The sequence below is a fragment of the Rhodococcus sp. C3V genome (genome assembly GCF_029269915.1).
Lineage (GTDB): Bacteria > Actinomycetota > Actinomycetes > Mycobacteriales > Mycobacteriaceae > Rhodococcus_F > Rhodococcus_F qingshengii.
This window is the reverse complement of sequence record NZ_JARJBE010000025.1, coordinates 1-26,174: the sequence shown is the minus strand read 5'-3', so window position 1 is coordinate 26,174 and position 26,174 is coordinate 1. Positions and strand designations below refer to the sequence as shown.

Genomic DNA, 26,174 nt, shown 5'->3' with positions numbered 1-26,174 from the left:
GCTGCTCGAACGAGGGGTAGCGGGTGCCGGCCTCCCATTCGTCGACTGCCGGCTCTTGTGCTCCGCATGCAATGTCGACGCCCGCGGCCGTACAGCTCGGCGGCGTCGAGGGCGCGGGTGATCCGGTACGGGGCCAGCACGCCGGTGGCCCACTGTTCGTAGGCCAGGTCATGGGCGGCTCTGCGCTGCGCCGCGACGGCAGCCCACTCGGCTCGTTTCCGCAGACGCGCTGCTGCCCGGTCTCCGGCTGCGCGGAATCTGAAGCGTGCGGGCATGGTGTGCTCGTCGGTCACAGCGCCTGTGGCTTCCCATCGGCGCGACCTGCTTTCTCACCGACAGCGTGGCCGGCAGGGGTTCGGAACACGTCTTCCCCGCGAAGTGTGAGAACGGTGATGAGAGCTTCTCGCGGTGTGCAGTCGGGACGCATATGACGCACCTCGATCGCTGCCAACCTTTCCCCGTCGGTGGCCTTGATCTGCGAAATCAGGTCCCGCTCGTCATCGGTGAGCTCGAGGACGCCGGAGGGCTTGCGTTGGGCAAGATAGTTACCGATTCGACCTGCCCATCCCCGACGAATCACTCGGGCCCCCGCGATGCGACGAGGACGCGCGGTCAACTCGCCGCCACAGTTCGAGCACTCGTTGTCCATCCCGACTGAGCAGTCGACGCAGAAGGTGCATTCGTAGCTGCATATCGTTGCGGCGGAGGCATTGTCGAGGCAGGTGCGGCACCTCTCGCACATTGTTTTCATCACCAACATCGCCGCTCCTGGAGTCCTCTCGCCTTCCGGCGCAGTGCATCTGTCAACGTCACAGAACCACACCTGCCCGGATTCGACCTACACCGGTCACACACCCATCTCCCGGCCACTTCACGCGTCCGTCAAGCCCGCCCGGCGCGGTGTTACGGCACGATGATGTGCACGATCGATCGGTGATTCGGAGGAAGCAATGAGCAAAGACTTTTACACTGCGCCGGAGCTAGCGGATCTGGGCTATGTGTCCGAGCGTCTGACGTCGATATTCGGTGAACCCGATTCCATCGACGGGGAGTTCCGTTGGGATACCGACACCGTTGACGCCGTCGAGCGGGACGTACTCGCTCCTGCTGCTCGGATCATGTTCGATGCCTTCGCTCCGGAGTGGAATAAACGGGTCCAGATGAACGGATCGAACCTGGCTCTCGGGTGGCCGCAGATGAAGCAGATGCTCGCCCGGGTGACGATGCGGGAATCTTGACCTCTCGTCGAGCGCGAAGGCCCAGGACGTCAGTCAGTGGACCGGTTCGAGCAAGCTCGGGTCGTTGTTCCTCGGACTATTGACCGCAGTCGAGACTTCGTAGGGTTCGAGATGCGGCTCCGGAACGAAATTGATCATGGCCCAGGCCTCGCCTTTGTCGGTGAGGTTCGGGTCGAGCCAGTGTTCCCAGAACGATTCGGGCAGGATCAGCGGGGATCTGTCGTGGATGTGTCCCGTGGAATCCGTAGCTGGCCGAGTCAAGACAGTACAGGTCCATACCCACTTGTTCGGATCGCTTTCTGGCAGTTCAGGATCGGGCCACAACTCGTAGAGTCCAGACATCGCGATCACGTCGCCGTCTCCGTGAAGAAAGTACAGAATCTTCTTTCCCTCTTCGCTTTTCATCCATTCGTAGTATCCGTTCGCGGGAACGATGGCACGCCGTTAGATGCACTACTTCTGAATGACGCCTTTTCCGTGACGGTTTCACTGCGGGCGTTGATCAGCTTGGACGCCATCTTCCGGTCTTTCGCCCAGGCAGGCAACAAACCCCAGCGGACGGTCCGGAGCTGGCGCTGGGGCTCGGCGTCGGGTTCCTCGTGGGGGGGTTCGTTCGAGGATCACCCGGACGGGTTGTGTGGGGGCGACGTTGTAGGACGGGGGCAGCTCGTCGCCGACGGTCTGCATCGTGTCGAAAAACGACTGCAATTCCTTGCTCGAGCTTGTGCTTGCATAGCGACCACAAATGGCCTGACCTCCTCGTAGCCGGTTCCCGCCCCATTGAACAGCGTGGGTCCGACTCCCGCGTGAAACGGCGTGTGGTGATCTCTGCAAGTACGTCGTCGACTGTCGCGGAAGGGGAAGTGCGATCACCAGTCCTCGGCCGGCGCCCACGGATGTCGCGTTGGCGATCGTGGCCGCCACGATCCTCGGTGTCACCGTCGGGGTTCTCCTCGCCGACGTGGTGGCCGGTGTCGCGGTCGGAGCCGGCACCGCGGTGGTCTTCCGCTTCGTTCTGCGGACGATCATCACCAGAAAATGAGCTGCTGCGCTGGTCAGCGGCGTGGAATAACTCTCCGGGTGTGGTCGTTGTAGAGGCTGTCGGTGTTCGGTTCTTTGCCCCGGGTACCACCGAAAGAAATGCCGCTTCGAGCGGCCACTTGACGAGAGGCGCAAGACGGGCACCGACCCTGTGAAGCCGCTGGACACCTTCAGGTTCCGGCGGTTTCGTCATATCTACCGGGGCTTCAGTAACACTGTGTGCCCCGAACTCGCACGGAGTCACCTCGGAGAGAGCTATCCGCCATTCCCACGGCAGTGGAAGCCACCAGATCCAACCACCTGTGATCATCTGAAAGCCTCCTCGAATACGTTCCTGATCCAGATCAGTGACGACCGGGGAGGTCGACCTCATCAGCAGTCTTGTCGTCGCGCAGCCCTCGAAAGGATGGGTGCCCCAGGCTACCGCCAGTGAAAACCGGTGCACGGTAGGTATTCGATGTCTGCACTATTCCAGGGTTTCTGTTAAGGGACTCGCACTCACAGGATCGGAGGGAGGCTCATACGTCACTGCTGGGCTCTTTCTGATGTCGCCCTCGGAGTACAGGCCGGGGGGCGATAGTGGATCGCGAAGGTGTTCGACTGCATCGCGGGCAACGCAGTCGATGGTGGAGAGAATACGCCCATAGCCTTGCGGAGAGCCGAAACCTGCTGGGGTGAGCGGTTTTGTGGGTGCCTGCTCGCGCCGAAGGGGTGAGGCACTACCTTTCATATACCAAGCATCTGCTTGGTACATGAAAGGTTTCGTCACTGTGCGACGACGTCTCGCGTCAGTGCTCGAAGTCGTAGCTGCGCGGGCCAGGGATGGAGGAGTTCTCGATGTCCGAGGCATACATCATCGATGCGGTGCGCACTGCAATCGAAAAAAGGGGGGTGCGCTCTCTGCAACCCATCCGGCAGATCTGGGGGCGAGCGTTCTCACTCATCTGCTCGAACGCACCGAGATCGACCCGCACGGTGTCGACGACGTCGTTTTCGGGTGTGTCGATGCCATCGGGCCGCAGGCGGGCAATATCGCGCGCACGTCCTGATTGGCGGCGGGGCTTCCGGTGGAGGTGCCGGGGGTGACTGTCGATCGCCAATGTGGTTCGAGTCAGCAAGCGGTGCACTTCGCCGCTCAGGCGGTGATGAGTGGGACGGCGGATCTCGTTGTTGCAGGTGGAGTGCAGAACATGAGCGCGATACCGATCGCCTCGGCGATGACGGTGGGGCAGCAGTTCGGCTTCGAGACACCGTTTCACGGGTCGATCGGGTGGCGCCGGATGTACGGTGATCAGGAGGTTTCCCAGTTCCGCGGCGCGGAGTTGATTGCTAAGAACTGGCAGATCAGTCGTGACGAGATGGAACAGTGCGCGTTGCAGAGCCAAGCCCGGGCTCGATCGGCGATCGAGAACGGGCGATTCGAGAACGAAATCGTGTCGGTGGGCGATTTTCGGGTCGACGAATGCCCGCGAGAGACCAGTCTCGAGAAGATGGCGGCTCTACCGACGTTGTTGCCGGGCGGCGTTGTCACCGCGGCCTCGGCGAGCCAGATCTGTGACGGAGCGAGCGCGGTTCTCGTGGCGTCGGCGGCTGCGGTGGCCCATCATTCCTTGACTCCGCGAGCACGCATTCATCATCTGAGTGCGCGGGGCGCGGATCCCATCTTCATGCTCAGCGCGCCGATACCGGCCACGAAGTACGCGCTGGGCAAGTGTGGATTGAGTATCGACGACATCGACGTGGTGGAGATCAACGAGGCTTTCGCGCCGGTGGTGTTGGCGTGAATCAAGGAAACCTGTGCCGATCCGGCGCGGGTGAATGTCAACGGCGGTGCGATCGCCCTCGGGCACCCGCTCGGCGCTACCGGAACGAAACTGTTCGCCTCGATGCTCAACGAACTCGAACGCACAGGCGGGCGCTTCGGCTTGCAAACGATCTGCGAAGGTGGCGGCACGGCGAACGTGACAATCATCGAGCGCTTGGGATGACGCCTGTTCTCGGGTGTTCGTTTCTTCGCTGACAGTGGGGGTCGCGGGCAGTGGGGGTCGGTCGGCTCACCGAAGCGTCGACTCGACCGACCCCGCTCTCAGATACGTTCGATGATCGTGGCGGTGGCGAGCGCCCCTCCGTTGCACATGGTGATCAATGCCGTTGAGGCGTCGCGTCGTTCGAGTTCGTGCAGTGCGGTGGCCATCAGTCGGCCTCCGGAACTTCCCACGGGATGTCCGAGGGCGATCGCGCCGCCGTTGACGTTGACCGTGTCCATGTCGGGGTCGTGCACGCTGGCCCAGGACAGGACGACGGAGGCGAATGCCTCGTTGATCTCGAACAGGTCCAGATCGCCGATCTTCATTCCGGCCTTGTCGAGCACCCGACTGGTTGCCTGTACCGGTCCGTCGAGATGGAATTCGGGTTCGGCGCCGATGAGGCATTGCGCGACGATCCGGGCACGCGGCGTCAGGCCCAGTTGTTCGGCGCGGGTGTGGTCCATCAGCAGGACCGCAGCTGCGCCGTCGGAAATCTGCGACGAGGTGCCTGCGGTGTGAATTCCGCCGGCAATAATCGGTGTGAGCGCGGCAAGTGCCTCCGCAGTGGTCTCTCGCAGACCCTGATCTTTTTGGACCAGCATGTAGGTAGGTTCCGAGCCGGATGAGGACACCGGCGCTGTGACGGGCAGCACTTCGGTGTCGAAACGGTGCTCCGCCCACGCGCGGTGCGCTTTCACCTGCGAGTGCACACCGAAGGTTTCGATGCCGGTCCGCGTCAGGTTGCGGCGCCGGGCGATGCGTTCGGCGGCCTCGAATTGATCGGGCATGTCGATGTTCCAGGAGGCAGGACGACGAGGTCCGGCATGCTCGCCGACGTTGGCGCCGAGGGCCACCCGGCTCATCGCTTCGACGCCACAGCCGATCCCGATCTCGAGCGCATCGGTGGCAATCAGACCGGCGATCAGATGAGTCGACTGCTGGGCGGAGCCGCATTGGCAGTCGATGGTGGTGCAACCGGTCTGCCAGGGAAGACCGGCATGCAGCCATGCGGTCCGCGTCACGTTGTTGGCCTGTTCGCCGGCTTGGGTGACACACCCCCCGATGACTTGTTCGACGAGCATCGGATCGATTCCGGAGCGTTCGAGTAGCCCTCGCTGAGCGGCTCCCAGCAGTTCGGCGGCGTGCAGACCCGAAAGCCATCCTCCGCGCTTTCCGATGGGAGTGCGTACCGCTTCCACGATCACAGGATTTCCCATGTGGTGTCGTACCTCCTCGAGTAGCAAAAATTATTAGAACGTGTTTGTCCTTTTTATGGCAACGAATAAAGCTATACCACAACATGTTTCAGCTCACTGTGGCCCAATTCTGAAACATGTTGCGATTTAGGGATTCGCTATGGCCGACACTTCCTGCTCTGCGCCGACGTATACCCACGCAAATTGCTAAGATTCGCAAGTACCACAACCGGTGGGAGCTTCTGCGCTCGTTTCGCAGGGGCAGGACAGCGGCGCGCCACACCTACGCGCATGCCGACGATCCGACTCGAGTGACAGGAGGCGTCGTGGTTGTGAACTCGCGCCAGCCGCTTTATCAGATGAAGGCCGATTTCTTCAAGACGCTGGGACACCCCGCACGTATTCGCGTCCTCGAGCTCTTGAGCGAGCGTGAGCATGCCGTCTCGGAGATGCTTCCCGAGGTAGGGATCGAGCCGGCCAATCTGTCGCAGCAACTGTCCATTCTGCGTCGAGCAGGTCTAGTGACCGCGCGGCGGGAAGGGTTGTCCGTCTCGTACGCTCTGACGTCGCCGCGTGTCGCCGATTTGTTGACCACGGCGCGCGCCATCTTGACCGGGATGGTCGCCGGCCAGGCCGAAATGCTGGTCGAGGAGATTCCGGAGCCGCCCGCTCTGGCCGGTAAGGCAAGATAGGGCACACGTCATGCAGGACTAGTTCCTGCACTTATCCACTAGTTGCGAAATTGCTAAAGTACGTACATTGTAGAACTGGTAACTGGAAAACCGGCTGATCGATTCGAAAGAGGTGGCGGGCGGTGACGACCAACGACGTCCATCCGGACAGTGCAGTCTTGAGCCGCGTCGATGTCGCGGTGGTGGGAGTTGCCGCGGCCCGATCGCATCGCGCCGCGGTCAGGACGCGGTCACCGTGGGAGGCGATGGAGGACTACGCCGCCATGATCTGCGACCGGACTGCACTGCACGCAGTTCGGTTGCCCTTGGCGACGGCGGACGTCAACACCGTGATCGCCCGCGTACTGAGCCTGCAACCGCGGATCTCCGCTGCCTTCATCGTCGGACTGGACGCGAATGCTGCCACAGCCGTGCAGCACGAGGTCGCCGAGCGTGGCGGCCCGCTGGTCGTCACCGAGATCGACGTCGTGACAGCAACATTGACCGCGATGACGATTTCGGCGCTGCGGAACCTCGTCGTGGGGCCGCGGGTAGGGCAAGTGGTGATCACCGGGGCCCATCGAGCTCCGATGCTCGGGCCGACGTTGTTGATGTCCGGTGTCGCCGGCATCAGCAGCTGGCGTGCCAGTGATGCGCACCAGTTTCCGCTGCGCCGACTGATGGAATACAACGATGTTCTCGTCGATCTCGATGGCTGCGTGGGCGATTCGGTGCCCGCGCGGCAAGTGGTGAGCATGCCTGGTGACACTTTCGATCACGGCGCGGTCGTTCTTCCCGGGCTGCTCGGTGTCCTCTGCGTCCATGGCGTCACGGTCCTGACCGCCGAGATGATCGCTGCCTGCGCGCGCTCACTGGCGTTGATCACCCCTGTGGGATGCACTCTCCCGTCCGCGGACGAGCGGATGCTGCTCTCCTCCATCGCCAGGCAGGTCACCAAATCTCTCGGCCACGCCCCTCCATGCAGCACCCACCTGCACTGATCGAATTTCCCGTCTATCCCGCTCGGACAGGTGCGTACCGCGCACCGAACACATGTCAGGAGAACACAGTGACAACCCATATCGACTCCGACCCGATTCGTCTCGGCGCGCTTCGTGCCGACATCGCGGCCTGGGTGGCCGAGGTCGAGGACCTGACCTCACCGCGAGAGGTGGTCTGGTGCGACGGGTCCGGCGCCGAATGGGATCGCCTGACCGATCTGCTCGTCGACAAAGGCACGTTCGTGCGCCTGGACCGCAAGCCGAACTCGTTCCGGTGTGTCTCCGATCCCGAGGACGTCGCCCGGGTCGAGGACAGGACGTTCATCTGTTCCCAGTCACGCGAAGATGCCGGTCCGACGAACAATTGGATGGACCCCCTCGATATGAAGACGGTCATGACCGAGCAGTACCGCGGCGCGATGTCGGGGCGCACGATGTATGTAATCGCCTTCTGCATGGGACCCCTCGATGCCCCGGAACCGAAATTCGGGATCCAGATCACGGACTCCGAATACGTCGCCGTGTCGATGCAGATCATGACCCGGTCCGGGACACCGGCCTGGGAAGCGCTCGGGAAGGATGTCGAGTACGTCAAATGTCTGCACTCGGTCGGCGCACCCCTCTACGACGGGCAGGTCGACGTCCCGTGGCCGTGCGATCACACCAAGTACATTTCCCATTTCCCCGAAGAACGCACCATCTGGAGCTACGGTTCGGGCTACGGCGGTAACGCGCTGCTGGGGAAAAAATGCTACTCCTTGCGTATCGCGTCGAAAATGGCCAAAGACGAGGGTTGGCTGGCAGAGCACATGCTCATCCTCAAGCTCACCTCCCCGGACGAGGTGGTGCACTACATTGCCGCGGCATTCCCGTCCTCGTGCGGTAAGACGAACATGGCGATGCTCGATCCCACACTCGACGGGTGGACCGCGGAAACGATCGGTGACGACATCGCCTGGATGCGTTTCGGTGACGACGGCCGGCTCTACGCCGTCAACCCCGAAGCCGGTTTCTTCGGTGTCGCCCCCGGTACCAGCACCGCGACGAACCCGCATGCCATGGCGACGATCGAGAAAGGGAACTCCATCTTCACCAACGTCGCCCTGACCGACGACGGCGACGTGTGGTGGGAAGGGATGACCAAGCAGCCGCCGGCGCATCTCCTCGATTGGCAACAGCGCGAGTGGACTCCGACGTCGGGGACGCCGGCAGCACACCCGAATTCACGTTATTGCACCCCGATCGCACAGTGCCCGACAGTGGCGCCGGAATGGAACGACCCGGCAGGGGTTCCGATCTCGGCGATCTTCTTCGGAGGCCGGCGCGCCACTACCATGCCGTTGATCACCGAATCCTTCGGCTGGCAGCACGGCGTCTTCCTCGGTTCGACACTCTCCTCGGAGACCACGGCCGCCGCAGCCGGCGCCGTCGGGGTGGTACGCCGCGACCCGATGGCAATGTTGCCGTTCCTGGGCTACCACGTCGGGGACTATTTCCAGCACTGGCTCGATATCGGCGCGCGCACCGATTCCTCGAAGTTGCCGAAGATCTTCTACGTGAACTGGTTTCGCCGCGGCGACCACGAAGAGTTCCTGTGGCCCGGCTTCGGAGAAAACTCGCGGATTCTCAAGTGGGCGCTCGAACGCGTCGACGGAACCTGTGACTCCGAGGCGACCCCGATCGGTCACGTTCCGACCCTCGATGCCTTGGATCTGACCGGACTCGACCTTCATCGCCCCACCATTGCCTCTGCGTTGAAGGTCGACCCGGCGGAGTGGGCGGCCGAACTTCCCCTCATCGATCAGTGGTACGCCACGATCGGCGGCAACAGACTCCCCGACACGCTGCGTGAAGAGTTGCGTGCCTTGCGTCAACGCCTGTCGACATTCGATTACGAACTCGCCGACGAGGCCCCGGCCCGCGACACGAATTTCCGGCGTGTGCGCACCCGCGCCGACGACTGCTGACCCCCCCGAGCAGGGCTGCCAGCGCATCTCACGTCGAGTCTCTCGCGCTGGAGGCCCTCACCGAAGGTCCCGATCCGGTTAAGTTGCCCCTCAACCTCCCGGATCGGGATCTTCTGACGTGAGACCGAACGTGGTGATCTCCCACCCAGAGCGCCGTCAACTCGACGAGCGCAGCGGGGAGCCCATGACAGTCGTCGACAACGCCCGCTCCCCACACCATGAGCACACGTTTCCGCCCGGCGTCACCGCGGACCAACAGCACAACCTGGCACATTCGCGGCACTGCAGCAACGGCGCGCTCAGCAGTCCGCGCAGTGGTGTTACACGCATCACCGCTGCCTTCATCTGGTTACTTGCTAATATTAGCAAGTAACCAGACAGGCTTCCACTTTCTTCTCGCAGTACCGAGGAACCCCATGACCGATACGCCCTCACCGAATTCCACTCCGTCCCCGCAGAACTCGCTCGGCCGCGCTGCCCAGTCCGTACGGGACCTGTCGCCGCGATGGAGCGAATGGAGTTCGTCGCTGCGCGCACCCGGCGCGGATCTGCTGGCCGGTCTGATCGTGGCACTGGTCGCCCTTCCCCTCGCCTTGGGATTCGGCATCTCCACCGGGCTCGGGGCGGCGGCTGGGGTGACCACAGCTGTCGTCGCCGGCGCCATCGCCGCTGTCTTCGGCGGCTCCCGGGTCCAGGTGTCCGGGCCGACCGGGGCCATGACCGTTGTCCTGGTTCCCATCGTTCACGAACACGGCGGATCCGGTGTCCTGGCGGTCGGGTTGATCGCCGGCATCGTACTGGTGGTGTTGGCGTTCGCCGGCGTGGGACGGGCCGTGCGCTTCATGCCGGCACCGGTCATCGAAGGGTTCACCGCTGGTATCGCCGTGGTCATCGCCCTCCAACAGATCCCGGCCGCTCTGGGTATCACCGACGCCGAAGGAGACAAAGTGTGGCGCAGCGCAGCGGACGCGGTCGCCAAATTCGTCGCGCACCCCTCGATTCTCACCCCGGCAACAGCACTCGCGGTGGCCGTCGCCATCCTCGTGGGCGGACGCTACCTCCCCAAAGTTCCGTTCTCGCTCGTCGCCGTGGCCGCCGCGACGTTGGCCGCGCAACTGCTGCACCTCGACATCGCCCGCATCGGTGAAATCCCCTCCGGCATCGCCGCACCCACACTGAACTTTCTGCATCTAGGGGATCTGACCTCACTAGTGGCCCCGGCCCTGGCAGTGGCAGCACTGGCCGCCCTCGAATCACTTCTGTCGGCGACCGCGGCGGATTCGATGGGAGTCGGGACCCGCCACAATCCCGACCGGGAATTGTTCGGACAGGGTTTGGCGAACATCGCCGCACCCCTGTTCGGCGGCGTCCCGGCCACCGGCGCCATCGCCCGCACGGCCGTCAACGTTCGCTCCGGCGCGCGCAGCCGCCTCGCCGCACTCACACATGCCGTCATCTTGGCCGCGATCGTCTACCTGGCATCGACCCTGGTCGCCGAGATACCCTTGGCCGCCCTCGCCGGGGTACTGCTGGCCACCACGGTGCGCATGGTCGAAACAGCCTCGCTCATCGCCATCGCGCGCGCCACCCGCGCCGACACCGCGGTCATGGGCGCAACGTTCCTGGTCACCGTCGCCCTCGACCTCGTCACCGCGGTCGCGGTCGGTGTCGCATTCGCCGCGATCCTGGCACTGCGCGCAGTGGCGAAATCAGCCAAGATCGAACAAGTCCCACTCGATGACGACGGGCACCAGAGCGAAGAACACGAACTGCTCCGTGAACACATCGTCGCCTACCGCATCGACGGCGCCTTGTTCTTCGCCGCCGCTCACCGCTTCCTGCTCGAATTGGCGGACGTCTCCGACGTCAAGGTCGTCATCTTGCGCATGTCACGGGTGACCGCGATCGATGCCACCGGCGCCATCGTCCTCAAGGACGCCATCGACAAACTCGAACACCGCCACATCACCGTCTTGATTTCCGGTATGAAACCGGACCACCTCCGGCCACTGAAAGCCCTCGGTGTCTTCACCACCTCCGACAGCGAACGCCGACACATCTTCTCCGACACACCACGCGCCATCGAATACGCCCGCATGCTGGTGCTTCCGAGGAACCAGTACCTATCGATGAACATCGAGGAATGAAACACCATGTCCCAGAACGGAACCATCGCACATCCCACCTTCGCCCAGCACCTCAAGTACCTCGCCGGACGCACCCTGCCGGACGAGTTCATTCCGTGGGTGATCGAGGACATCACCGGCCCCGGCGCCGCCCGCCGCTACACGACACGGTGCATCGTGCCCTTGCTGCCGATCCTGGTGGGGCTGTTGCTGATCCCCGGCCCCTGGATCATCCGGATCAGCATGGTGCTCTTACTCTTCCTGCCCTTCGTGTATTTTCTTCTCGCCTTGAAAAAGATCTACCTGCGGCACCGTCTGGTCAGCCACGGATTGAGTCCGGCGCTCCTCGACGTGCACGAGAAAAAGAAAATGGACGAGGAAAAGCAGGCCTACGAATCCCGCTACCGCCCATGACGGCGCGGTCGACGTCAGGAACAGATCCGATGAATCCGCCCCCGGCCTCCCTGACGGCGGCGATGGCATCCGCTGCCGCTGTGGTGCTGGCGATGGCCGCGGTGTTCTACGTCCTCACTGCCTGACCAGGCGCACCAGACCGTACAGACTGGAGAACGCGTTGAACACATCCACCGGACTCTGCGGCGGCGGAGAAGGCGACGCACTCATCGCCACGCCCTCTGTTCAGTGAACCTGCGAGACGTTTCACGAATCGAAGAACCAGTATGCCGAACAATGAAAAGGGTGGACCCGTGAACAATGCACTGCCGCCGTGCCCACGGTGCGCCAGCGAATACAGCTACGAGATGGGGGCGCTCTTCGTGTGCCCCGAATGCGCTCACGAATGGACATCTCACCAGGGATCGCAGATGGTCGACCGGTCCATCGTTGTCGACTCCGTCGGAAATGAGCTTTCCGACGGGGACGCGGTCACTGTTGTGAAGAACTTGAAGGTCAAAAACAGTCCGACAGGAATCAAAGCTGGAACCAAGGCGCGCAACATACGCCTGGTCGACGGTGCCGACAACCACAATATCGAATGCAAAGTCGCCGGAATCGGGTCGATGCAACTGAAATCCGAGTTCGTCAAGAAAGCATGACAGCTCCGTCGATGTCCCAGGGCGGTGAGGAATTCTCGTGTCCATGATCCGGGTGCATGTGGTGTTCGCCGTTCTCGCGGTCCTGGGTCTCGCAGTTACCGTGCACTACGCTCTCTGGCTTGCACGGCATCGCCATACCTATGCCGTGGGCGGTGAACGGCGGTGGGTGCTCGCGTGTTTCGGGTTCGTGATGATCACTGTCGCGGCGATCGGCATTGTCGTCACCGGCATCTAGCCCGCTGCATTCCTTGCGCTGACACATCGGGTCGTCTCGATACGAGTGCGGCCTGGAAAATTCGACGGCCACCAGATATTCACCGACGAACGTGCGCGCCATTATCTTCGAAGATTTTGCGCACGGCGACGAACGTGGTTGTCCGGTCGGTACGGTCTTTTCCCCTTCCGGAATCACGCTTGTCGCGTGAGCGCGCGTCGGTATCGTCGTCGAGGTATCGAGAAAAGAACAGTAGCGAACCGATGATGACGTAGACCAGGACCAGAGTAGGAATTTTCACCGCCGGCGCCGCCTACGCCGCAGTCGATATCGTGACGAATACCGTACGACGGATGACGTGTCTGATGTTCGTATTACTCTCTCCTCTAGCCCTTTTCGCCGCTCACATACCCCCACTGAACGTCGGGACGGCTCGGGCGATCCTCACGCGAGAAGCTCGGCGAGGATCACCGCCGTGGATACGACTGGATCAGAGAAGTTCGAGGATGGCGGCGTTCGCTTGACCGCCGCCCTCACACATGGTCTGCAATCCGTAACGCGTTCCTGTGCTCCGCATGTGGTGGATTATCGTCGTCATCAGGCGTGCGCCACTGCCACCGAGGGGATGTCCGAGTGCGATGGCGCCGACGTGCGGATTGAGCCGCTTCGGGTCTGCCCCTGTTTCGGCCAGCCAGGCAAGGGGCACCGTGGCGAAGGCTTCGTTGACCTCGAAATCTCCGATATCGGACAACGTCAAACCACTGCGCCACAAGGCTTTCTCTGTGGCCGGAATCGGTGCGGTCAGCATGATCACCGGATCGGCGCCCGCCAGGACGGCAGTATGGACTCGAACGATCGGTGTCAGCCCCAACTGCGTGGCCTTCTCGCTGGTCATCATCAACAGGGCGGCCGAACCGTCGGAAATCTGGGAACTGTTTCCCACCGTCACCACCCCGGTGTCGGAGAACGCGGTCTTGATCCCGGCCAGGGTTTCCGGCGTTCCGCCGCGGCGAATCCCCTCGTCGCGGGCGATCTTGGTGCCGTTGGCGAGCACGATCGGCAGGATCTAGTCGTCGAAGTATCCGTCGCCTTGCGCGTGCGCGGCTTTCGCATGCAGGCGAGCGCGAAGTCGTCACATTGACGGCGCGACAGACCCCACTGCTCGGCGATCATTTCCGCACCGACCCCTTCCGAGGGGGCGACGCCGTGATAGCGCGCCAAGAACCAATCTCCCAGGGGATTCATCCCGCCGGACGAGGATCCCATCGGAACTCTGCTCATGGATTCGACGCCACCGGCGACCACCACGTCGCACTGTCCGGCAATCAACCCTGCGGCAGCGAAATGCACCGCCTGCTTCGATGATCCGCACTGCCGGTCGATGGTCACCCCGGTGACGGTGTGCGGCCACCCTGCCGCCAATACGGCGGTCCGCCCGATATCACCGGTCTGCTCACCGGCCTGACTGACGCATCCCCAGATGACATCGTCGAAGACTGCGGGATCGAGGCCGGTGCGATCGGCCAGTCCCACCAGAATCTGGGCCGACAAATCGGCCGGATCAATGGTCGAGAGCACTCCGTTACAGCGACCCAAAGGGGTTCGTACGGCTTCGACGATCATTGCATCGCGCATTGTGTGTTCCTTCATCCATCAGCCGGCGAGGTGCCCGGCTTCCCGCGGAGCTCACGTAAGCCCATGCGACCGAGTTGGTCACGGGGGAGTCGCAAGCATCCCTGACAACAGCTACTTGCTAATATTCTTAACTAGATATTATGGCAAGATGGCGTGAGCTCAGCCCTACCTCTCCGAGAGCACCAGAAGCCGAACACCACCCGTTCATTCGAAGGGACGTCATTGATGGCCAGCACGCAGGAAACCATCGTCACCGAGCTCGCACAGATCATCGAAGAGGTCACCGGAATCGAGCCGTCCGAAATCGGTATCGGCACGTCCTTCGTCGACGATCTCGGTATCGACTCGCTGTCCATGATGGAAATCGCAGTACAGACCGAAGACAAGTACAACGTGAAAATTCCCGACGAGGATCTGTTGGGTCTGCGCACGGTCGGCGACGTCGTGGACTACATCCACACCCTCGAAGCCGCGGCAGCGCTCGAACTCGCCGCGCCGAGCAGCGACAGGTGAACACCACCGAGGCACGCTCCTGGCTCGGCCGCGCACCCAACGTCGTCGTCACCAGCCTCGCAGCGACCACATCGGTCGCCGGGGACGTCGCCGGCACATGGAGGGCGCTCCTCGCGGTAGAGAGCGGAATCGGTCTTCTCGACGATTCGTTCGTCGAGGAATTCGACCTGCCGGTCCGTATCGGCGGTCACTTGAAGGTCTCGCCGGACGATGCCCTCACCCGGGTGGAGATCCGGCGGATGAGTTGGCCGGCGCGGGTCGCGTTGACACTCGCTCGCACGGCATGGATCGACGCGGGCTCACCCGACGTCGACAAGGATCGTCTGGCGGTGGTCATCGGCACCGGAATCGGAGGCGGCGACACCCTGATCGATGCGGTCGACCGGCTCAGAACCGGCGGCTACCGCAAAGTGTCCCCCTTCGCAGTGCAGATGGTCATGCCCAACGGCCCCTCCGCGACCGTGGGCCTCGAACTCGGCGCCCGCGGTGGGGTGATGACGCCGGTGTCGGCATGCTCGTCAGGAGCGGAAGCCATCGCGCAGGCCTACCGGATGATTGCGATGGGCGATGCCGACATGGTCGTCGCCGGCGGAGTCGAAGGCCGCATCGATTCGTTTTCCATCGCCAGCTTCGCCACGATGCGCGCGCTGAGCTCGAACAATGCCGACCCTGCCGGTGCGTCGCGTCCGTTCGACAAGGATCGGGACGGTTTCGTCTTCGGCGAGGCCGGAGCGCTGGTGGTCCTTGAAACCGAGAAGCATGCCCTCGCACGCGGGGCGACGATCCATTCGCGTCTGCTCGGCTGCGATACCACCTCCGACGGCTACCATCTCGTCGCTCCCGACCCCACCGGCCGCGGAGCCGCTCGCGCGATGACCCACGCCATTCAGCGGGCCGGGCTGACACCCGCCGACATCACCCACGTCAATGCCCACGCCACCGCCACCCCGGCCGGCGACATCGCCGAAGCACAGGCCATCACCACAGCGGTCGGCACACACGCGGCGATCTACGCCCCGAAATCTGCCCTCGGGCACTCCGTCGGAGCCGTCGGAGCGCTCGAAGCGGTTCTCACCGTCCTCGCCGTCCGCGACGGCGTCATCCCCCCACACTCAACCTCGACACACTCGACCCGAGGATCGACCTCGACGTGGTCACGACAGCGCCGCGCATCGGACCCGTCGACTACGCCGTCAACAATTCCTTCGGCTTCGGAGGACACAACACCGCTCTCGTCTTCGCTCGCCCTTGACCCACCTCACGAAAACAGGACCCATGCCGACCCTCACCCTCAACCATGTTCCCGTCAACTACGTCGTCACCGGCTCCGGCCCGCGTGTACTGCTGATCATGGGAGCCGGCAGCCCCGGCCGAGTATGGAACACCTACCAGGTTCCGGCGCTGGTGAAGGCCGGCTTCGAAGTCGTCACGATGGACAACCGCGGAATCTCGAGCATGGCCGGGATCGAGGGGATGAGCATCGCCGATCTGGCCGCCGACGCAGCGGCCCTGATCGAACATCTCGGCGGACCCGCCCACGTGATCGGCACATCACTGGGCTCACGAGTCGTACAAGAGCTGGCGATCACCCGCCCCGAACTACTCGCCAAGTCGATCATGCTCGCCGCCACCGGCCGACCACACCCCGTCGAAGCCGCCCTCAACCGCGGACAACGAGCCCTCCACCAGGCAGGGATCGATTTGCCCCCGTCCTACACCGCGGCCATCAGCGCGGTGCTGAACCTCTCCCCACACACCCTCGCCGATCCGCAAAAGGCCCAGGAATGGCTCGACATCTTCGAGTACTCCGCACCCACCACCACCTCTGCCGGGGTCCGCGCCCAGACCGCGATGGATCGATCCCACAATCGACTGACTGATCTCGCCGCGATCCAAGCACCGACCCTCGTCATCGGATTCGGGGACGACCGCTTGACCCCGCCTGCGCAGGGCATCGAAGTCGCCGCAGCCATCCCCGGAGCCCGATACGAACAAATCGCCCAGTGCGGTCACTTCGGCTACCTCGAGCGACCCGAGGAGGTCAACGCTCTGCTGATCGCCTTCCTCCACGGCCAGCCCTTGACGCAGCAGCCATGACGAACCGGCACCTTCCCTGCCGCCGCGAGCGACTGCCCGCACGCGGCGAGAACACACCCCCTCAGGACCCCATGACCGCTCATCACCCCGACCTCGACGCACCCACCCGACAACACGCCACGAATCCGACGCTGCCCGCCGGCGGGAAAGTTGCCGTGATCACGGCCGATCCGATGAGGTCTCCCCTGCGCCGGTTGCACCGCAACCGCAGAACCTGGGGCGAGGGATACGCCGCACTCATCCGCTACCACACCGCATTACGCGCCGAGCACACCGCTCTCTCGTTCAACGACGTTCCGCGGTTGGTCGAGACGATTCTCGCACTCCCAGATCACATCGAAAAGGTATTCCTGATCGGGGTACCGCCCTACTGGACCGTGATCGTCCAACACGAAGTGGCCGCCCTCCACGGTCCCCTCGTCATCGCCGACAACGAAACCATGACCGCCTCGCTCGCGGCCCTGGCCCTGACCGCCCTCGACCGGCAAGGCGTGTGGCCGTGGATGGCGACCGTCTACATCTCGCAGTCCCGACACGCGCCCCTCCTCGACGAAGTGCTGACCCGGTGCGGCATCGGCACCGTCACCGACATCGACACCACCAACTCCACACGCGAGGACACCCGCCGGCTCATCGCACAGTGCGATGTGTTGATCGACTTGTCCACCACCGAGAAATCGATCTCACCGCTTCGGTGCATCCGCCCGCCCGCAGATTCGTTCGAATACTCGTCGTTGCCGCTCGCGGGTCTGCTCAGTGCAGGCTGCGGTCACCGCATCACGATGATGACTCCGGATCTGATCGCCGCTGCGGCACGCGCTCTACACTCGCGCACCGTCGCGTACCGCCGCGTACCGCTTCCTACCGGACATCACCGACCGCGCCCTCGTTCGAACGGTTTCCGAACATGTCGGAGCAGCTATCGCGGCCTCCACACTTCACACCAGGCTCCAGCGATGAGAACCCGACCACCCGCGGGTCGCCGCGGAACAGCGCCACCTCGACCCGCGGTAGTGGCCGCACGAAAAGCCTTGATCCTGCGCAGGGTAGTACACCGAAGTTCGTTCCGACACCGCCCCACTCGACAGCCGCCGGACCGCATTGCGGCCACCCCACCGATCCACCCGCACATCTCACCTGCAGGAGTCCCGCTATGCGCTTTCGCTACATCGGAACAGAGGAAATGATCTACCAAGGGCCACCGGCCCGCGTTCTCGGATTCGGCGACATCGTCAAAGCCCTCACCAACCCCAACCCACGATATTTCGAACCACTCGACGCGAACCCAGAATTGGACGGACAAAACCCCCGTCCGCATGAGAAACGCATGATCACGCCAGCACCGGGGTGGACGAGAGTGACGCCTGGACCGTTACCCGCGCAACTTCCGACAGTCGCCCGCAGTCCCGCCCCCCAAAGCGTCACTCTCACAACGGAATGTACCACCAGACGTGAAACAGGAAGCATTGCCATGACGACGGGAGCACCCTCAAAAAAGATCATCGATTCGCTCGACAATCGTCGCCGACAAGACCGATCACAAGCACCTGCCGAAGCCCCGTTCTACGACATGAAAGCCACCCGAACAACACAATTCCCGCCTCAGGCACAGGTTCAACTCGACCGCAGGCGGCCACAGATTCACACAGGAGCGCAACGATGAAACACCGGGTCGCCCCTTCAGCAGCTGTCACCGCGGCCGTGACGTATTTGTTGAACCAACCCGACGCCGCCGAATTCAGGAAAAAGCACCAAGCACTGATCACTCCTGCACTCGCGCCCGGCCGCCATAGCGACGACTACACTCCCGCAGATACTTTCGCGCTCACCTCAGCCCGCCGACGTGCCCGCGAGCTGGGCGATCCCGATCCCACGATTGTCCCCACGAGTCCAGCTCCTGATGGTGATGACTCCACTTAGTCGATCGGGCGCCATCGACAAAGATAGCGATCGTGGCGCCACTTTCCGCCTTGCACTCCCGGCGACCCCGCGTCTGCGTAATCGCCGAGAGATCGAGGGATTCGCTTTAAGTACAGAGATGGCCGCCGGAACCGCCCGAAAACGGTCATGAAACGCCAGCGCCTCGTTGCGTCGCGGGAGAACACCAGCGCAGACGAAGGATTCGCGGATATGGTGCGTGCGGGCGTTCTGGGGAAGTAGGTCAAATTCTTCGTGGGTGATGTCGGTACCTCGTGCAGCCAGGCTTGCGAGCAAAGTGAGGGAAGCTTCGTTGGTGATCCAGGTGTGGACGCTGCCTGGGTTCACCGCCGCGAGTGCTGTGAACAAGGGCTGTAGGTGCGAATTGGACGCCGGGTCGTCGATGTCGAGCAGTCGAGCAGTCGAGCGATCTTGGTCATCACGAGACAACGATTGCATTTGCCGTTGCGGAAGCCGGGGCCCTCCTCACCGCAACTGCGGCAGGTGAAGTCGAGGTCGACTCCGCCGCAGCGGATGCAGGTGAAGGCGCCAGTTTCATCGACGCAGACCAGGATGCGTGTGGCATGGCAGTCCGCACAGGGTTCAGGTCGTTCCAGACGCGAGCGGTAACAACGCTGGCAGACTGACCCGAGCGGCCACCTGACGTTGATTGCTTTCGTCTCACCACAGATAGCGCCGGGTCGTTTCGGCTTGGGCCAGCAGGTTGAGCAGTAGAATGGGCCACCGCGATACCGGCCTCCGCCGCGGCGCCGACCACAGCCAGCGCAGTCACCCATGCGAGCGCATTTGTAGCAGACGTCGGGGCGGTCGCCCCCGTCTCCGCGCCGCTGGATCCGACGTATCTGTCCACAGATTCCGCAGAGCCGGGGTGGGCTGCTGTAACAGTTCTTACAGACCGGCCCTTTGGACGTATTTGCGCTGATTCTCGCCACCCTGCCGCACTGGGAGCACGGCTTCTCAGCCTTGGGGGTGCACTTGCTGCAGAGCGGAGCGCCGTCCTCGGTCCGCCCCGCGAGCGGCCTGACCTCGCCGCATCGTGAGCATTTGGCCTGTCTGGCCGGATCGTGAGCATAACACCTGCGACAAACGGGGCCGTCGGGACGCCAAGTGACAATTCTGGCGGTCTTTCCACAACGAGCACACTGCCGCCGTTCGACACACTCAAGGCATCGATCGCAGCACCGACTGAGTCGCACCGGAGTTTCCGGGGACTTCATTCTTTGGGAAAGATGGAGTCATGTCGTCAGCAACGAACAAGAGGTACCCGCCCGAACTGCGTGAGCGGGCGGTGCGGATGGTCGCCGAGGTCCAACACGAGTACCCGTCGGAGTGGGCAGCGGTCGAATCCGTGGCCGACAAACTCGGCATCGGAACAGCGCAGACGCTGCTCAACTGGATCCGGATAGCGCAAACCGACGCCGGCGAACGACCCGGCGTGACGAGCGAAATGGCAGCGGAAATGCGCAAACTTCGAGCCGAAAACCGGGAACTCAAGCGTGCCAACGAGATCCTGAAGTCGGCATCGGTTTTCTTCGCAGCGGAGCAGGGCCGCAACAACAAGTGAACATCGACTACATCAACCGATACAAAAACGAGTACGGCGTCGAGCCAATCTGCAGAGTGCTCACCGCGCACGGCTGCCCCATTGCGCCGTCCACCTACTACGAGGCCCGCAACCGTCCTGCATCTCGGCGGACCGTGCGCGACGAAGAGCTGAAGATCGAGGTCAGCCGTGTTCATGCCGAGAATTATTCGGTGTACGGCGCCCGCAAGGTATGGCTGCAAATGCGTCGAGAGGGAATCGACGTAGCGCGGTGTACGGTCGAACGACTAATGGGTGTTCTCGGGCTCGAAGGGGCACGTCGAGGCAAGACCAAACGCACCACCGTCGCCGATCCGCAAGGCCGTCGTGCGGAGGATCTGGTGCAGCGAAAGTTCAACCCAGTTGCGCCAAACATGTTGTGGGTAGACGACTTTACTTACGTTTCGACGTACTCAGGTTGGGCGTACGTCGATTTCGTCATCGATGCGTACTCACGCAGAATCCTCGGATGGCGAACCGCGACGACGATGACGACACCGTTGGTGATCGATGCGATCGAGCACGCAATCTGGACCCGACGCCGAGAAGGGAGATTACCGACTTGTCCGGGCTCATTCACCACAACGACCGCGGATCGCAATACACGTCAATTGCGTTCACCGACAGACTCATTGAGGCTGGTATCGATGCCTCGATCGGGGCTACCGGGTCGAGCTACGACAATGCTCTCGCCGAAACGATCAACGGGCTTTACAAGACCGAGTTGATCAAGTCTCGCGGGCCGTGGCGAACGGTCGAACATGTGGAAATCGCCACGTTGGAGTGGGTGGACTGGTTCAACCACCGACGACTCTACGAGCACTGCGGGGACGTGCCTCCGATCGAACTCGAGGCGTTCTACTACGGTGAACACAGAACTACGCGATTCGCGGAGTTCTCAAATCAGTAAGCCTCCCGACTCACCTGTGTGATTCAGTCCCGTCACACAGGACAACCGTCGGCTATGGCTACGGGAATGTCCGTGGATCATCATGCGTTACAGCACTGCGCCGTTCGTCGCGAAAGTTGTCGCCTGCGGCCTCGGCGTCACGTCGGTATTGACCAAGTATATCGGCTGTCCTTTTGTAAGGGCAGTGAGCGCATTGCGGGCAGTCTTCGTACGGATCTCGACCTCTGATTCCTCGGAATACCACGCTGCATGCGGTGACATAATCGTGTTCTCCAAGTCGGTCAGTTCATGGTTCGTAGGCAAGGGTTCGACGGCAAATACATCCAGCCCCGCACCAGCGATAGCGTTGCGACGCAGTGCATCGACAAGTGCGTCTTCCTCGACGATTCCTCCGCGTGCGGTGTTGACGAGGATGGCAGTCGATTTCATGAGTGCCAGTTCCGCTGCTCCGATGAGTCCGCGGGTGGATTCAGTGAGGGGCACGTGCACCGATACGACATCGGAGATGCGCATCAGTTCGTCGAGATCGACGAGACGAATGTCGGCTGCGGCTGCCCGCTCGGGGTTGACATACGGGTCGTAGGCGACGGTGTTCATTCCGAAAGCACGCATCTTCTCAGCGAGCCGCTGCGGGATGTTCCCGAAGCCGACCAGGCCGAGCGTTCCACCCCGAAGGCGGTGAAGTGGTTGTGCTGCTTGGTAATTCCATTTTCCTGAGCGCATTGCGCGGTCGTAGATACCCAAGCCGCGTGCCAGCGCCAGGATCAGTGCAGCCGCGTGGTCGGAGACATCGTCGAGGGAGCCGTCGGGCACATTGGCAACCATGATGCCGGCGGCGGTCGCTGCCGGCATGTCGACGGTGTTGACGCCGATGCCGTAGCGACAGATCACTCGGCAGTTGCTCAGCTGTGTTATGAATTCAGCGTCGATAGGCATGTATTGGTTGATAACGGCGTCAGCGTCTTTGCACGCCGCGATCACTTCGTCAGGGGAAGCGAACGGACCAGTGACGAATTCGACGTCATATCCGTCGAAGACAGACAACTCTGGGGCTAGATCCGGGAATTCGTAATCGGTGACGACGACCTTGAACATGAAGGAGTCTCCTATGGTGGGTGCAGTGACGATCGGTCAGAGAGCGCCGTATTTGTTGTCAAGTTTCTGATGGAACGGCAACCCGACGATGTCGGAATGCTCCGAGTAGGTGATGCCCGCTTCGAAGGGGATCGCACCTGTGTCGTGCAGTGTCGCCAGGGACTTCTGCATCGCGGCGGCAGCGGAGAACAGCGCAGTGAGAGCGTAGAGGACCACTGAGAAGCCGCGTTGTTCGAGATCGGTCGCGGTGAGAGAAGCAGCGTCGGTCCCATCGACCAGAGATACAACCTTGGGGCCTGCGAAATTTTCGGCGATGTAGTCGACTTCGCTGCGTGTCTTGACGCCGTCGACGAACACGAGATCCGCTCCGGCATCCTGGTAGCGTTTCGCGCGGTCGAGGGCGTCTTCGCGTCCCGTTGCGGCGAGGGCGTCGGTGCGGGCAATGATCAACAGCGAGTGCTCTTCCCGCGACACGAGAGCGGCTTCGATGCGTTTTGTGCTCTCATCCACGGGCATCAGACGGATACCGGCCATCTGTCCACATCGCTTGGGGGCGACCTGATCTTCAAGGTGGATGGCTGCCACGCCGGCTTGGACGTATTCCTTCACCGTGCGGTGAATGTTCGAGGGTCCACCGTAGCCGGTGTCGGCATCGGCAATGATCGGCACAGTCGTGGCGCGGACCATGTTACGAGCGTGTTCCGTCATCTCGGTCTGGGTGAGCAACCCTATGTCTGGGAGGCCCAGTCTCGAGGATGTGGCACCGAAGCCTGTCATGTAGATCCCAGGGAAACCTGCACTCTCGACCAGTCGCGCGGAGAACGAGTCGTACGCTCCGGGAGCGCGCACAATGGGCATACCGGGTTGGAGAAGCGCTTTCAGCTTGTCGGCTGCATTCACGAGAGGGTCTCCTTGGTGAGTTCGGTGCGGTGTTCTTCTGGCTGAGAGAGCCAGCGGGCGGGACCAACGCCGCAATGGGAATCCGGATCCGGCAGTCGATGCGATCGAAGAGCATTCCGCTGCCGAATCCTCGGCCCATGAACGCCATCGGCTGGGATGAATGAGCACCGCGATGGCGTGCGAGGGATCCAGCAAGCCGACGTTGCGATAGCGCCTACACTAGGACACTAGATACAGTACAACTAAAATGCAAGTTTCGGATCCAAGAGAATATGTGAACTGGCGTACATGGCGGTAGAGTCGAGGAATTCACAATGCGAATGGAGTCTGCATGGCACACGCAACGCAGCAACGAGGAACACCCTCTCTCGGCGCATCGGTCGCCGACTCGTTGAGAACCTCGATTATCGACGGCAAGTTCGAACTAGGGGAAGCACTGTCGGAAGACGCCGTGGCAGAGGCACTCGGTGTGAGCCGCACGCCCGTCCGGGAAGCCATGCGCCTACTACAGCTTCAAGGTCTGGTCACGATCGTGCCAAAGTCCGGCACGTACGTATTCCAACCGACCGAAGACGAGATCGCCGAACTGTGCGAGTTCCGCGCCACGCTCGAAATACGCGCGGCAGCGCTGTCATTCGGACGAAACCGCGGCTCGACTTTGAAGGACCTCAGATATGCGCTCGACGACATGGATCGCGCTCGCCCGGCACGTGATTCACAAGGGTACGGGAAAGCGGACACCTGCTTTCATGAAGCGTTCTTTGACAACTGCGGCAATCGCTACCTTCAGAATGCGTACCGGATGAATCTCACCCGCGTTGCCGCGCTGCGTACGCATCTCACCTTCCTTTCCCCGTCCGAGCCCGAGCGGTCTTTCGCTGAACACGAGGCCATGGCCACGATCTTCGACTCGGGCAACGAAGAGGACATCGAGCCGTTGCTGCAGACGCACATCATGCGCACGCGGGAAATGTACCTTCTTGCTTTACAGGAGCGAAGGCGGGTCAAGACCGGGTCGAAGGCTGAACAGATGCGTCGAAAACTCACTGCGCTGTAATCCGCACTTGTCGAACTCGCGTGTCTCGTGTCACACTTAACTGGTATCCTAGTTGTAGGATCCATACGACCGAGGTGAGCATACCCTCGATCTCGACCACTCACCTGAACGCCCGTGGCGTTCGTCCATGAACAGGACCCCTTCTATGCCCGAGACAACTTTCACGCCCGAGCAGGAACGCCAAGCATGCCGCGCCGCATTCGGCAGCTTCGCTGGCGCAGTCATCGACTGGTACGACTTCATCCTCTACGGCCTCATCGCGGCACTGGTGTTCAACTCCGCGTTCTTCCCCAACGTCAGCCCGGCTATCGGAACACTCGCAGCGTTTGCCACCTTCGGTGTTGGATTCTTATTCAGACCTCTCGGCGGCATCGTGTTCGGCCACTTCGGCGATCGACTCGGACGAAAGCGCATGCTAGTCATCACCATGTTGGTGATGGGACTGGCATCCACCGGGATCGGACTACTGCCGACCTTCGACTCCATTGGGTGGTGGGCACCGATCTTACTCGTCACACTGCGCGCCATTCAGGGCTTTGCAGTCGGCGGCGAATGGGGCGGAGCAGCTCTGATGGCCGTCGAAAGCGCGCCTCCCAAGAAGAAAGCCTTCTACAGCAGTGGCGTCCAAGTCGGATACTCCGTCGGCCTCGTGATCGCGACCGGATTCGTAGCAATCCTCAACGCAACGATGAGCGAGCAAGCGTTCAACCAATGGGGTTGGCGCATACCATTCATTGCCAGCCTTCTATTGGTCGCCATCGGCCTATGGATTCGATCGAGCGTTACCGAAACGGCAGAGTTCACCGACAAAGTCGAGAACTCGACGATCAACAAAACAGGAAAAATCCCCCTGGTCGAAGCACTCAAGGCGCACCCCACCGCATTCCTCAAGATCATCGGCCTCCGATTTGCCGAACTATTCATCGGATACATCGTCACCGCGTTCGCGCTGAGCTACGCAACCAACCACACAACAATCAGTCGCAGCTTCATGCTTGACATCATCTTACTTGTCGGCGTACTTGGAATCCTGACAATCCCAACCTTTGCCTACCTCTCGGACCGATTCGGCCGCAAGAGGATCTACGTGTCCGGTTCAGTAGTCGGAGCAGTAACCGCAGCGCCCTTCTTCCTGGCAATGGACAGCGGCTCCCTCGTCGGCACTGCAATTCTCGCCGTGGTGCTGTTCAACATCGGCCACGACTCCGTGGTCAGCGCACAGCAGCCGCTCTTCACCGAGATGTTCGGCGCTGAATTCCGTTACAGCGGAGCAGGCGTGGGATATCAAGTTGCCAGCGCGATCGCCGGCGGCCTGACGCCGTTCATCGCCGCCCTGCTAGTCGGAATCAACGATGGAGGCTGGCACCTGGTTGCGGCCTACCTCGGGATCGGCTGCGCCATCTCCGCAGTTATCGCCGCCTCTATCTCACATGGCGACGATAGTCCGTCCGAGCAAGAGCATTCGACCACCCCAGAGTCGGCGCCCGAGGAACTGACATCCAAAGACGTTTTACATTCACCTTCCTGATCCACACCCTCGTCGACCGCTCGGACGCTTAACATGCTGGATGGCGCTACACGGCATTCCTGTAGTGGAGCCTCTGGCCGGCACTGTCACGTTGTCGAACGCACGTTGTTGAACGCGGGAAATTGGGGGAATGTGACATGGCCACCCCAATGCTGTCCTACAAAGGCCACCGTTACCCGGCCGAGATCATCAACCACTGCGTGTGGCTGTACTTTCGGTTCGCGCTCAGCTTCCATGAGGTCGAGGAGATAATGCTCGAACGCGGTGCCCCGGTCAGCTGCGAGACGATCCGACGGTGGTGCGCCAAACTCGGGCAGGCATACGCAAACTAGTTGTTGTGGGTTTGGACGTTGCTGACGCTGGATTGAAGTAGATGGGCTGGT

20 protein-coding genes and 6 pseudogenes are annotated in these 26,174 nt (G+C 62.1%); 18 read left to right on the top strand and 8 right to left on the bottom strand.

The features are described 5' to 3' along the window. The coding region (locus P3G66_RS30755) for a hypothetical protein (RefSeq protein WP_276117741.1) at positions 1-275 on the bottom strand (275 nt) is incomplete at its 3' end. A 14-nt stretch (positions 276-289) separates the two neighbouring features. Then, positions 290-751: a DUF1272 domain-containing protein gene (locus P3G66_RS30750; RefSeq protein WP_276117743.1), complete on the bottom strand. Its 462-nt coding sequence runs from the start codon at positions 749-751 to the stop codon at positions 290-292. 199 nt (positions 752-950) lie between these two features. On the opposite strand from P3G66_RS30750, the gene P3G66_RS30745 reads away from it, so the two are divergent. After that, complete coding sequence (locus P3G66_RS30745) at positions 951-1,238, top strand: hypothetical protein (protein ID WP_276117740.1); 288 nt, start codon at positions 951-953, stop codon at positions 1,236-1,238. Positions 1,239-1,271: 33 nt separating this feature from the next. Here P3G66_RS30745 and P3G66_RS30740 read toward each other — a convergent pair. Continuing rightward, a pseudogene (locus P3G66_RS30740) lies at positions 1,272-1,985 on the bottom strand (SOS response-associated peptidase). A 157-nt stretch (positions 1,986-2,142) separates the two neighbouring features. On the opposite strand from P3G66_RS30740, the gene P3G66_RS30735 reads away from it, so the two are divergent. Both P3G66_RS30735 and P3G66_RS30730 read left to right on the top strand, forming a co-directional pair. Then, a complete protein-coding gene (locus P3G66_RS30735) occupies positions 2,143-2,280 on the top strand; it encodes a hypothetical protein (protein ID WP_276117744.1) in 138 nt (45 codons plus the stop codon). Between the two features lie 836 nt (positions 2,281-3,116). Then, positions 3,117-4,267, top strand: a pseudogene (locus P3G66_RS30730) (acetyl-CoA C-acetyltransferase). Positions 4,268-4,365: 98 nt separating this feature from the next. On the opposite strand, the gene P3G66_RS30725 reads toward P3G66_RS30730, so the two are convergent. After that, on the bottom strand, positions 4,366-5,523 hold the full coding sequence (locus P3G66_RS30725; protein WP_276117739.1) for a steroid 3-ketoacyl-CoA thiolase: 1,158 nt from the start codon (positions 5,521-5,523) through the stop codon (positions 4,366-4,368). Positions 5,524-5,828: 305 nt separating this feature from the next. On the opposite strand from P3G66_RS30725, the gene P3G66_RS30720 reads away from it, so the two are divergent. The 7 genes from P3G66_RS30720 to P3G66_RS30690 all read left to right on the top strand — a co-directional run bounded on the left by P3G66_RS30720 (position 5,829) and on the right by P3G66_RS30690 (position 12,557). Beyond that, positions 5,829-6,194 carry a metalloregulator ArsR/SmtB family transcription factor gene (locus P3G66_RS30720; RefSeq protein ID WP_019747233.1) on the top strand — a complete coding sequence of 122 codons (366 nt, stop codon included), beginning with the start codon at positions 5,829-5,831 and terminating at the stop codon, positions 6,192-6,194. A 122-nt stretch (positions 6,195-6,316) separates the two neighbouring features. Next, positions 6,317-7,174: a hypothetical protein gene (locus P3G66_RS30715; protein ID WP_276117738.1), complete on the top strand. Its 858-nt coding sequence runs from the start codon at positions 6,317-6,319 to the stop codon at positions 7,172-7,174. An 80-nt stretch (positions 7,175-7,254) separates the two neighbouring features. After that, positions 7,255-9,141: a phosphoenolpyruvate carboxykinase (GTP) gene (locus tag P3G66_RS30710; RefSeq protein WP_276117742.1), complete on the top strand. Its 1,887-nt coding sequence runs from the start codon at positions 7,255-7,257 to the stop codon at positions 9,139-9,141. A gap of 416 nt (positions 9,142-9,557) precedes the next feature. Further along, the gene (locus tag P3G66_RS30705) at positions 9,558-11,288 is read left to right on the top strand and encodes a SulP family inorganic anion transporter (protein WP_276117737.1); all 1,731 of its coding nucleotides are present in this window, start codon (positions 9,558-9,560) and stop codon (positions 11,286-11,288) included. Positions 11,289-11,294: 6 nt separating this feature from the next. Continuing rightward, positions 11,295-11,681 (top strand): DUF5313 family protein, encoded by a 387-nt coding sequence (locus P3G66_RS30700; protein WP_276117736.1) that lies wholly within the window; start codon positions 11,295-11,297, stop codon positions 11,679-11,681. Between the two features lie 266 nt (positions 11,682-11,947). After that, positions 11,948-12,322: a zinc ribbon domain-containing protein YjdM gene (locus P3G66_RS30695; protein ID WP_346349176.1), complete on the top strand. Its 375-nt coding sequence runs from the start codon at positions 11,948-11,950 to the stop codon at positions 12,320-12,322. A 37-nt stretch (positions 12,323-12,359) separates the two neighbouring features. Then, entirely contained in the window at positions 12,360-12,557 is a 198-nt protein-coding gene (locus P3G66_RS30690; protein WP_276117734.1) for a hypothetical protein, read from the top strand. A gap of 79 nt (positions 12,558-12,636) precedes the next feature. Here P3G66_RS30690 and P3G66_RS30685 read toward each other — a convergent pair whose 3' ends face one another. Together P3G66_RS30685 and P3G66_RS30680 are read right to left on the bottom strand one after the other, a co-directional pair. Continuing rightward, on the bottom strand, positions 12,637-12,837 hold the full coding sequence (locus tag P3G66_RS30685) for a hypothetical protein (RefSeq protein WP_276117733.1): 201 nt from the start codon (positions 12,835-12,837) through the stop codon (positions 12,637-12,639). 189 nt (positions 12,838-13,026) lie between these two features. Continuing rightward, positions 13,027-14,171, bottom strand: a pseudogene (locus P3G66_RS30680) (thiolase family protein). 225 nt (positions 14,172-14,396) lie between these two features. Here P3G66_RS30680 and P3G66_RS30675 point away from each other — a divergent pair. The 5 genes and pseudogenes from P3G66_RS30675 (at position 14,397) to P3G66_RS30655 (ending at position 21,211) form a co-directional block, all read left to right on the top strand. After that, the gene (locus P3G66_RS30675; protein ID WP_276117732.1) at positions 14,397-14,684 is read left to right on the top strand and encodes an acyl carrier protein; all 288 of its coding nucleotides are present in this window, start codon (positions 14,397-14,399) and stop codon (positions 14,682-14,684) included. Beyond that, a pseudogene (locus tag P3G66_RS30670) lies at positions 14,681-15,936 on the top strand (KasA/KasB family beta-ketoacyl-ACP synthase). Before P3G66_RS30675 ends, P3G66_RS30670 begins: the two are co-directional and overlap by 4 nt. Positions 15,937-15,959: 23 nt before the next feature. After that, the gene (locus P3G66_RS30665) at positions 15,960-16,781 is read left to right on the top strand and encodes an alpha/beta hydrolase (RefSeq protein ID WP_276117731.1); all 822 of its coding nucleotides are present in this window, start codon (positions 15,960-15,962) and stop codon (positions 16,779-16,781) included. Next, the gene (locus P3G66_RS30660) at positions 16,778-17,968 is read left to right on the top strand and encodes a hypothetical protein (protein ID WP_276117730.1); all 1,191 of its coding nucleotides are present in this window, start codon (positions 16,778-16,780) and stop codon (positions 17,966-17,968) included. Before P3G66_RS30665 ends, P3G66_RS30660 begins: the two co-directional genes overlap by 4 nt. Before the next feature lie 1,988 nt (positions 17,969-19,956). Next, positions 19,957-21,211: pseudogene (locus P3G66_RS30655) on the top strand (IS3 family transposase). Between the two features lie 87 nt (positions 21,212-21,298). Here the strand turns inward: P3G66_RS30655 and P3G66_RS30650 are convergent. Together P3G66_RS30650 and P3G66_RS30645 are read right to left on the bottom strand one after the other, a co-directional pair. Then, positions 21,299-22,306: a C-terminal binding protein gene (locus P3G66_RS30650; RefSeq protein WP_276117729.1), complete on the bottom strand. Its 1,008-nt coding sequence runs from the start codon at positions 22,304-22,306 to the stop codon at positions 21,299-21,301. 36 nt (positions 22,307-22,342) lie between these two features. Next, on the bottom strand, positions 22,343-23,206 hold the full coding sequence (locus P3G66_RS30645; protein ID WP_276117728.1) for an isocitrate lyase/PEP mutase family protein: 864 nt from the start codon (positions 23,204-23,206) through the stop codon (positions 22,343-22,345). 331 nt (positions 23,207-23,537) lie between these two features. Between P3G66_RS30645 and P3G66_RS30640 the strand changes: the two genes are divergently transcribed. The 3 genes and pseudogenes from P3G66_RS30640 to P3G66_RS30630 all read left to right on the top strand — a co-directional run. Then, positions 23,538-24,263 (top strand): GntR family transcriptional regulator, encoded by a 726-nt coding sequence (locus P3G66_RS30640; protein WP_276117727.1) that lies wholly within the window; start codon positions 23,538-23,540, stop codon positions 24,261-24,263. A 145-nt stretch (positions 24,264-24,408) separates the two neighbouring features. Continuing rightward, positions 24,409-25,791, top strand: coding sequence for a shikimate transporter (gene shiA, locus P3G66_RS30635; protein ID WP_276117726.1), 1,383 nt, complete (start codon positions 24,409-24,411; stop codon positions 25,789-25,791). A 137-nt stretch (positions 25,792-25,928) separates the two neighbouring features. After that, positions 25,929-26,117 (top strand): annotated as a pseudogene (locus P3G66_RS30630) (IS6 family transposase); the annotation flags it as partial. Between the last annotated feature and the right edge of the window lie 57 nt (positions 26,118-26,174).

Excerpts from the sequence above, each read along its gene's own strand:
- P3G66_RS30665 (WP_276117731.1), top strand. The coding sequence starts at position 15,960 with ATGCCGACCCTCACCCTCAACCATGTTCCCGTCAACTACGTCGTCACC.
- P3G66_RS30745 (WP_276117740.1), top strand. The coding sequence starts at position 951 with ATGAGCAAAGACTTTTACACTGCGCCGGAGCTAGCGGATCTGGGCTAT.
- P3G66_RS30750 (WP_276117743.1), bottom strand. The coding sequence starts at position 751 with ATGAAAACAATGTGCGAGAGGTGCCGCACCTGCCTCGACAATGCCTCC.
- P3G66_RS30650 (WP_276117729.1), bottom strand. The coding sequence starts at position 22,306 with ATGTTCAAGGTCGTCGTCACCGATTACGAATTCCCGGATCTAGCCCCA.
- P3G66_RS30695 (WP_346349176.1), top strand. The coding sequence starts at position 11,948 with ATGCCGAACAATGAAAAGGGTGGACCCGTGAACAATGCACTGCCGCCG.
- P3G66_RS30660 (WP_276117730.1), top strand. The coding sequence starts at position 16,778 with ATGACGAACCGGCACCTTCCCTGCCGCCGCGAGCGACTGCCCGCACGC.
- P3G66_RS30725 (WP_276117739.1), bottom strand. The coding sequence starts at position 5,523 with ATGGGAAATCCTGTGATCGTGGAAGCGGTACGCACTCCCATCGGAAAG.
- P3G66_RS30640 (WP_276117727.1), top strand. The coding sequence starts at position 23,538 with ATGGCACACGCAACGCAGCAACGAGGAACACCCTCTCTCGGCGCATCG.
- P3G66_RS30675 (WP_276117732.1), top strand. The coding sequence starts at position 14,397 with ATGGCCAGCACGCAGGAAACCATCGTCACCGAGCTCGCACAGATCATC.
- shiA (WP_276117726.1), top strand. The coding sequence starts at position 24,409 with ATGCCCGAGACAACTTTCACGCCCGAGCAGGAACGCCAAGCATGCCGC.
- P3G66_RS30700 (WP_276117736.1), top strand. The coding sequence starts at position 11,295 with ATGTCCCAGAACGGAACCATCGCACATCCCACCTTCGCCCAGCACCTC.
- P3G66_RS30705 (WP_276117737.1), top strand. The coding sequence starts at position 9,558 with ATGACCGATACGCCCTCACCGAATTCCACTCCGTCCCCGCAGAACTCG.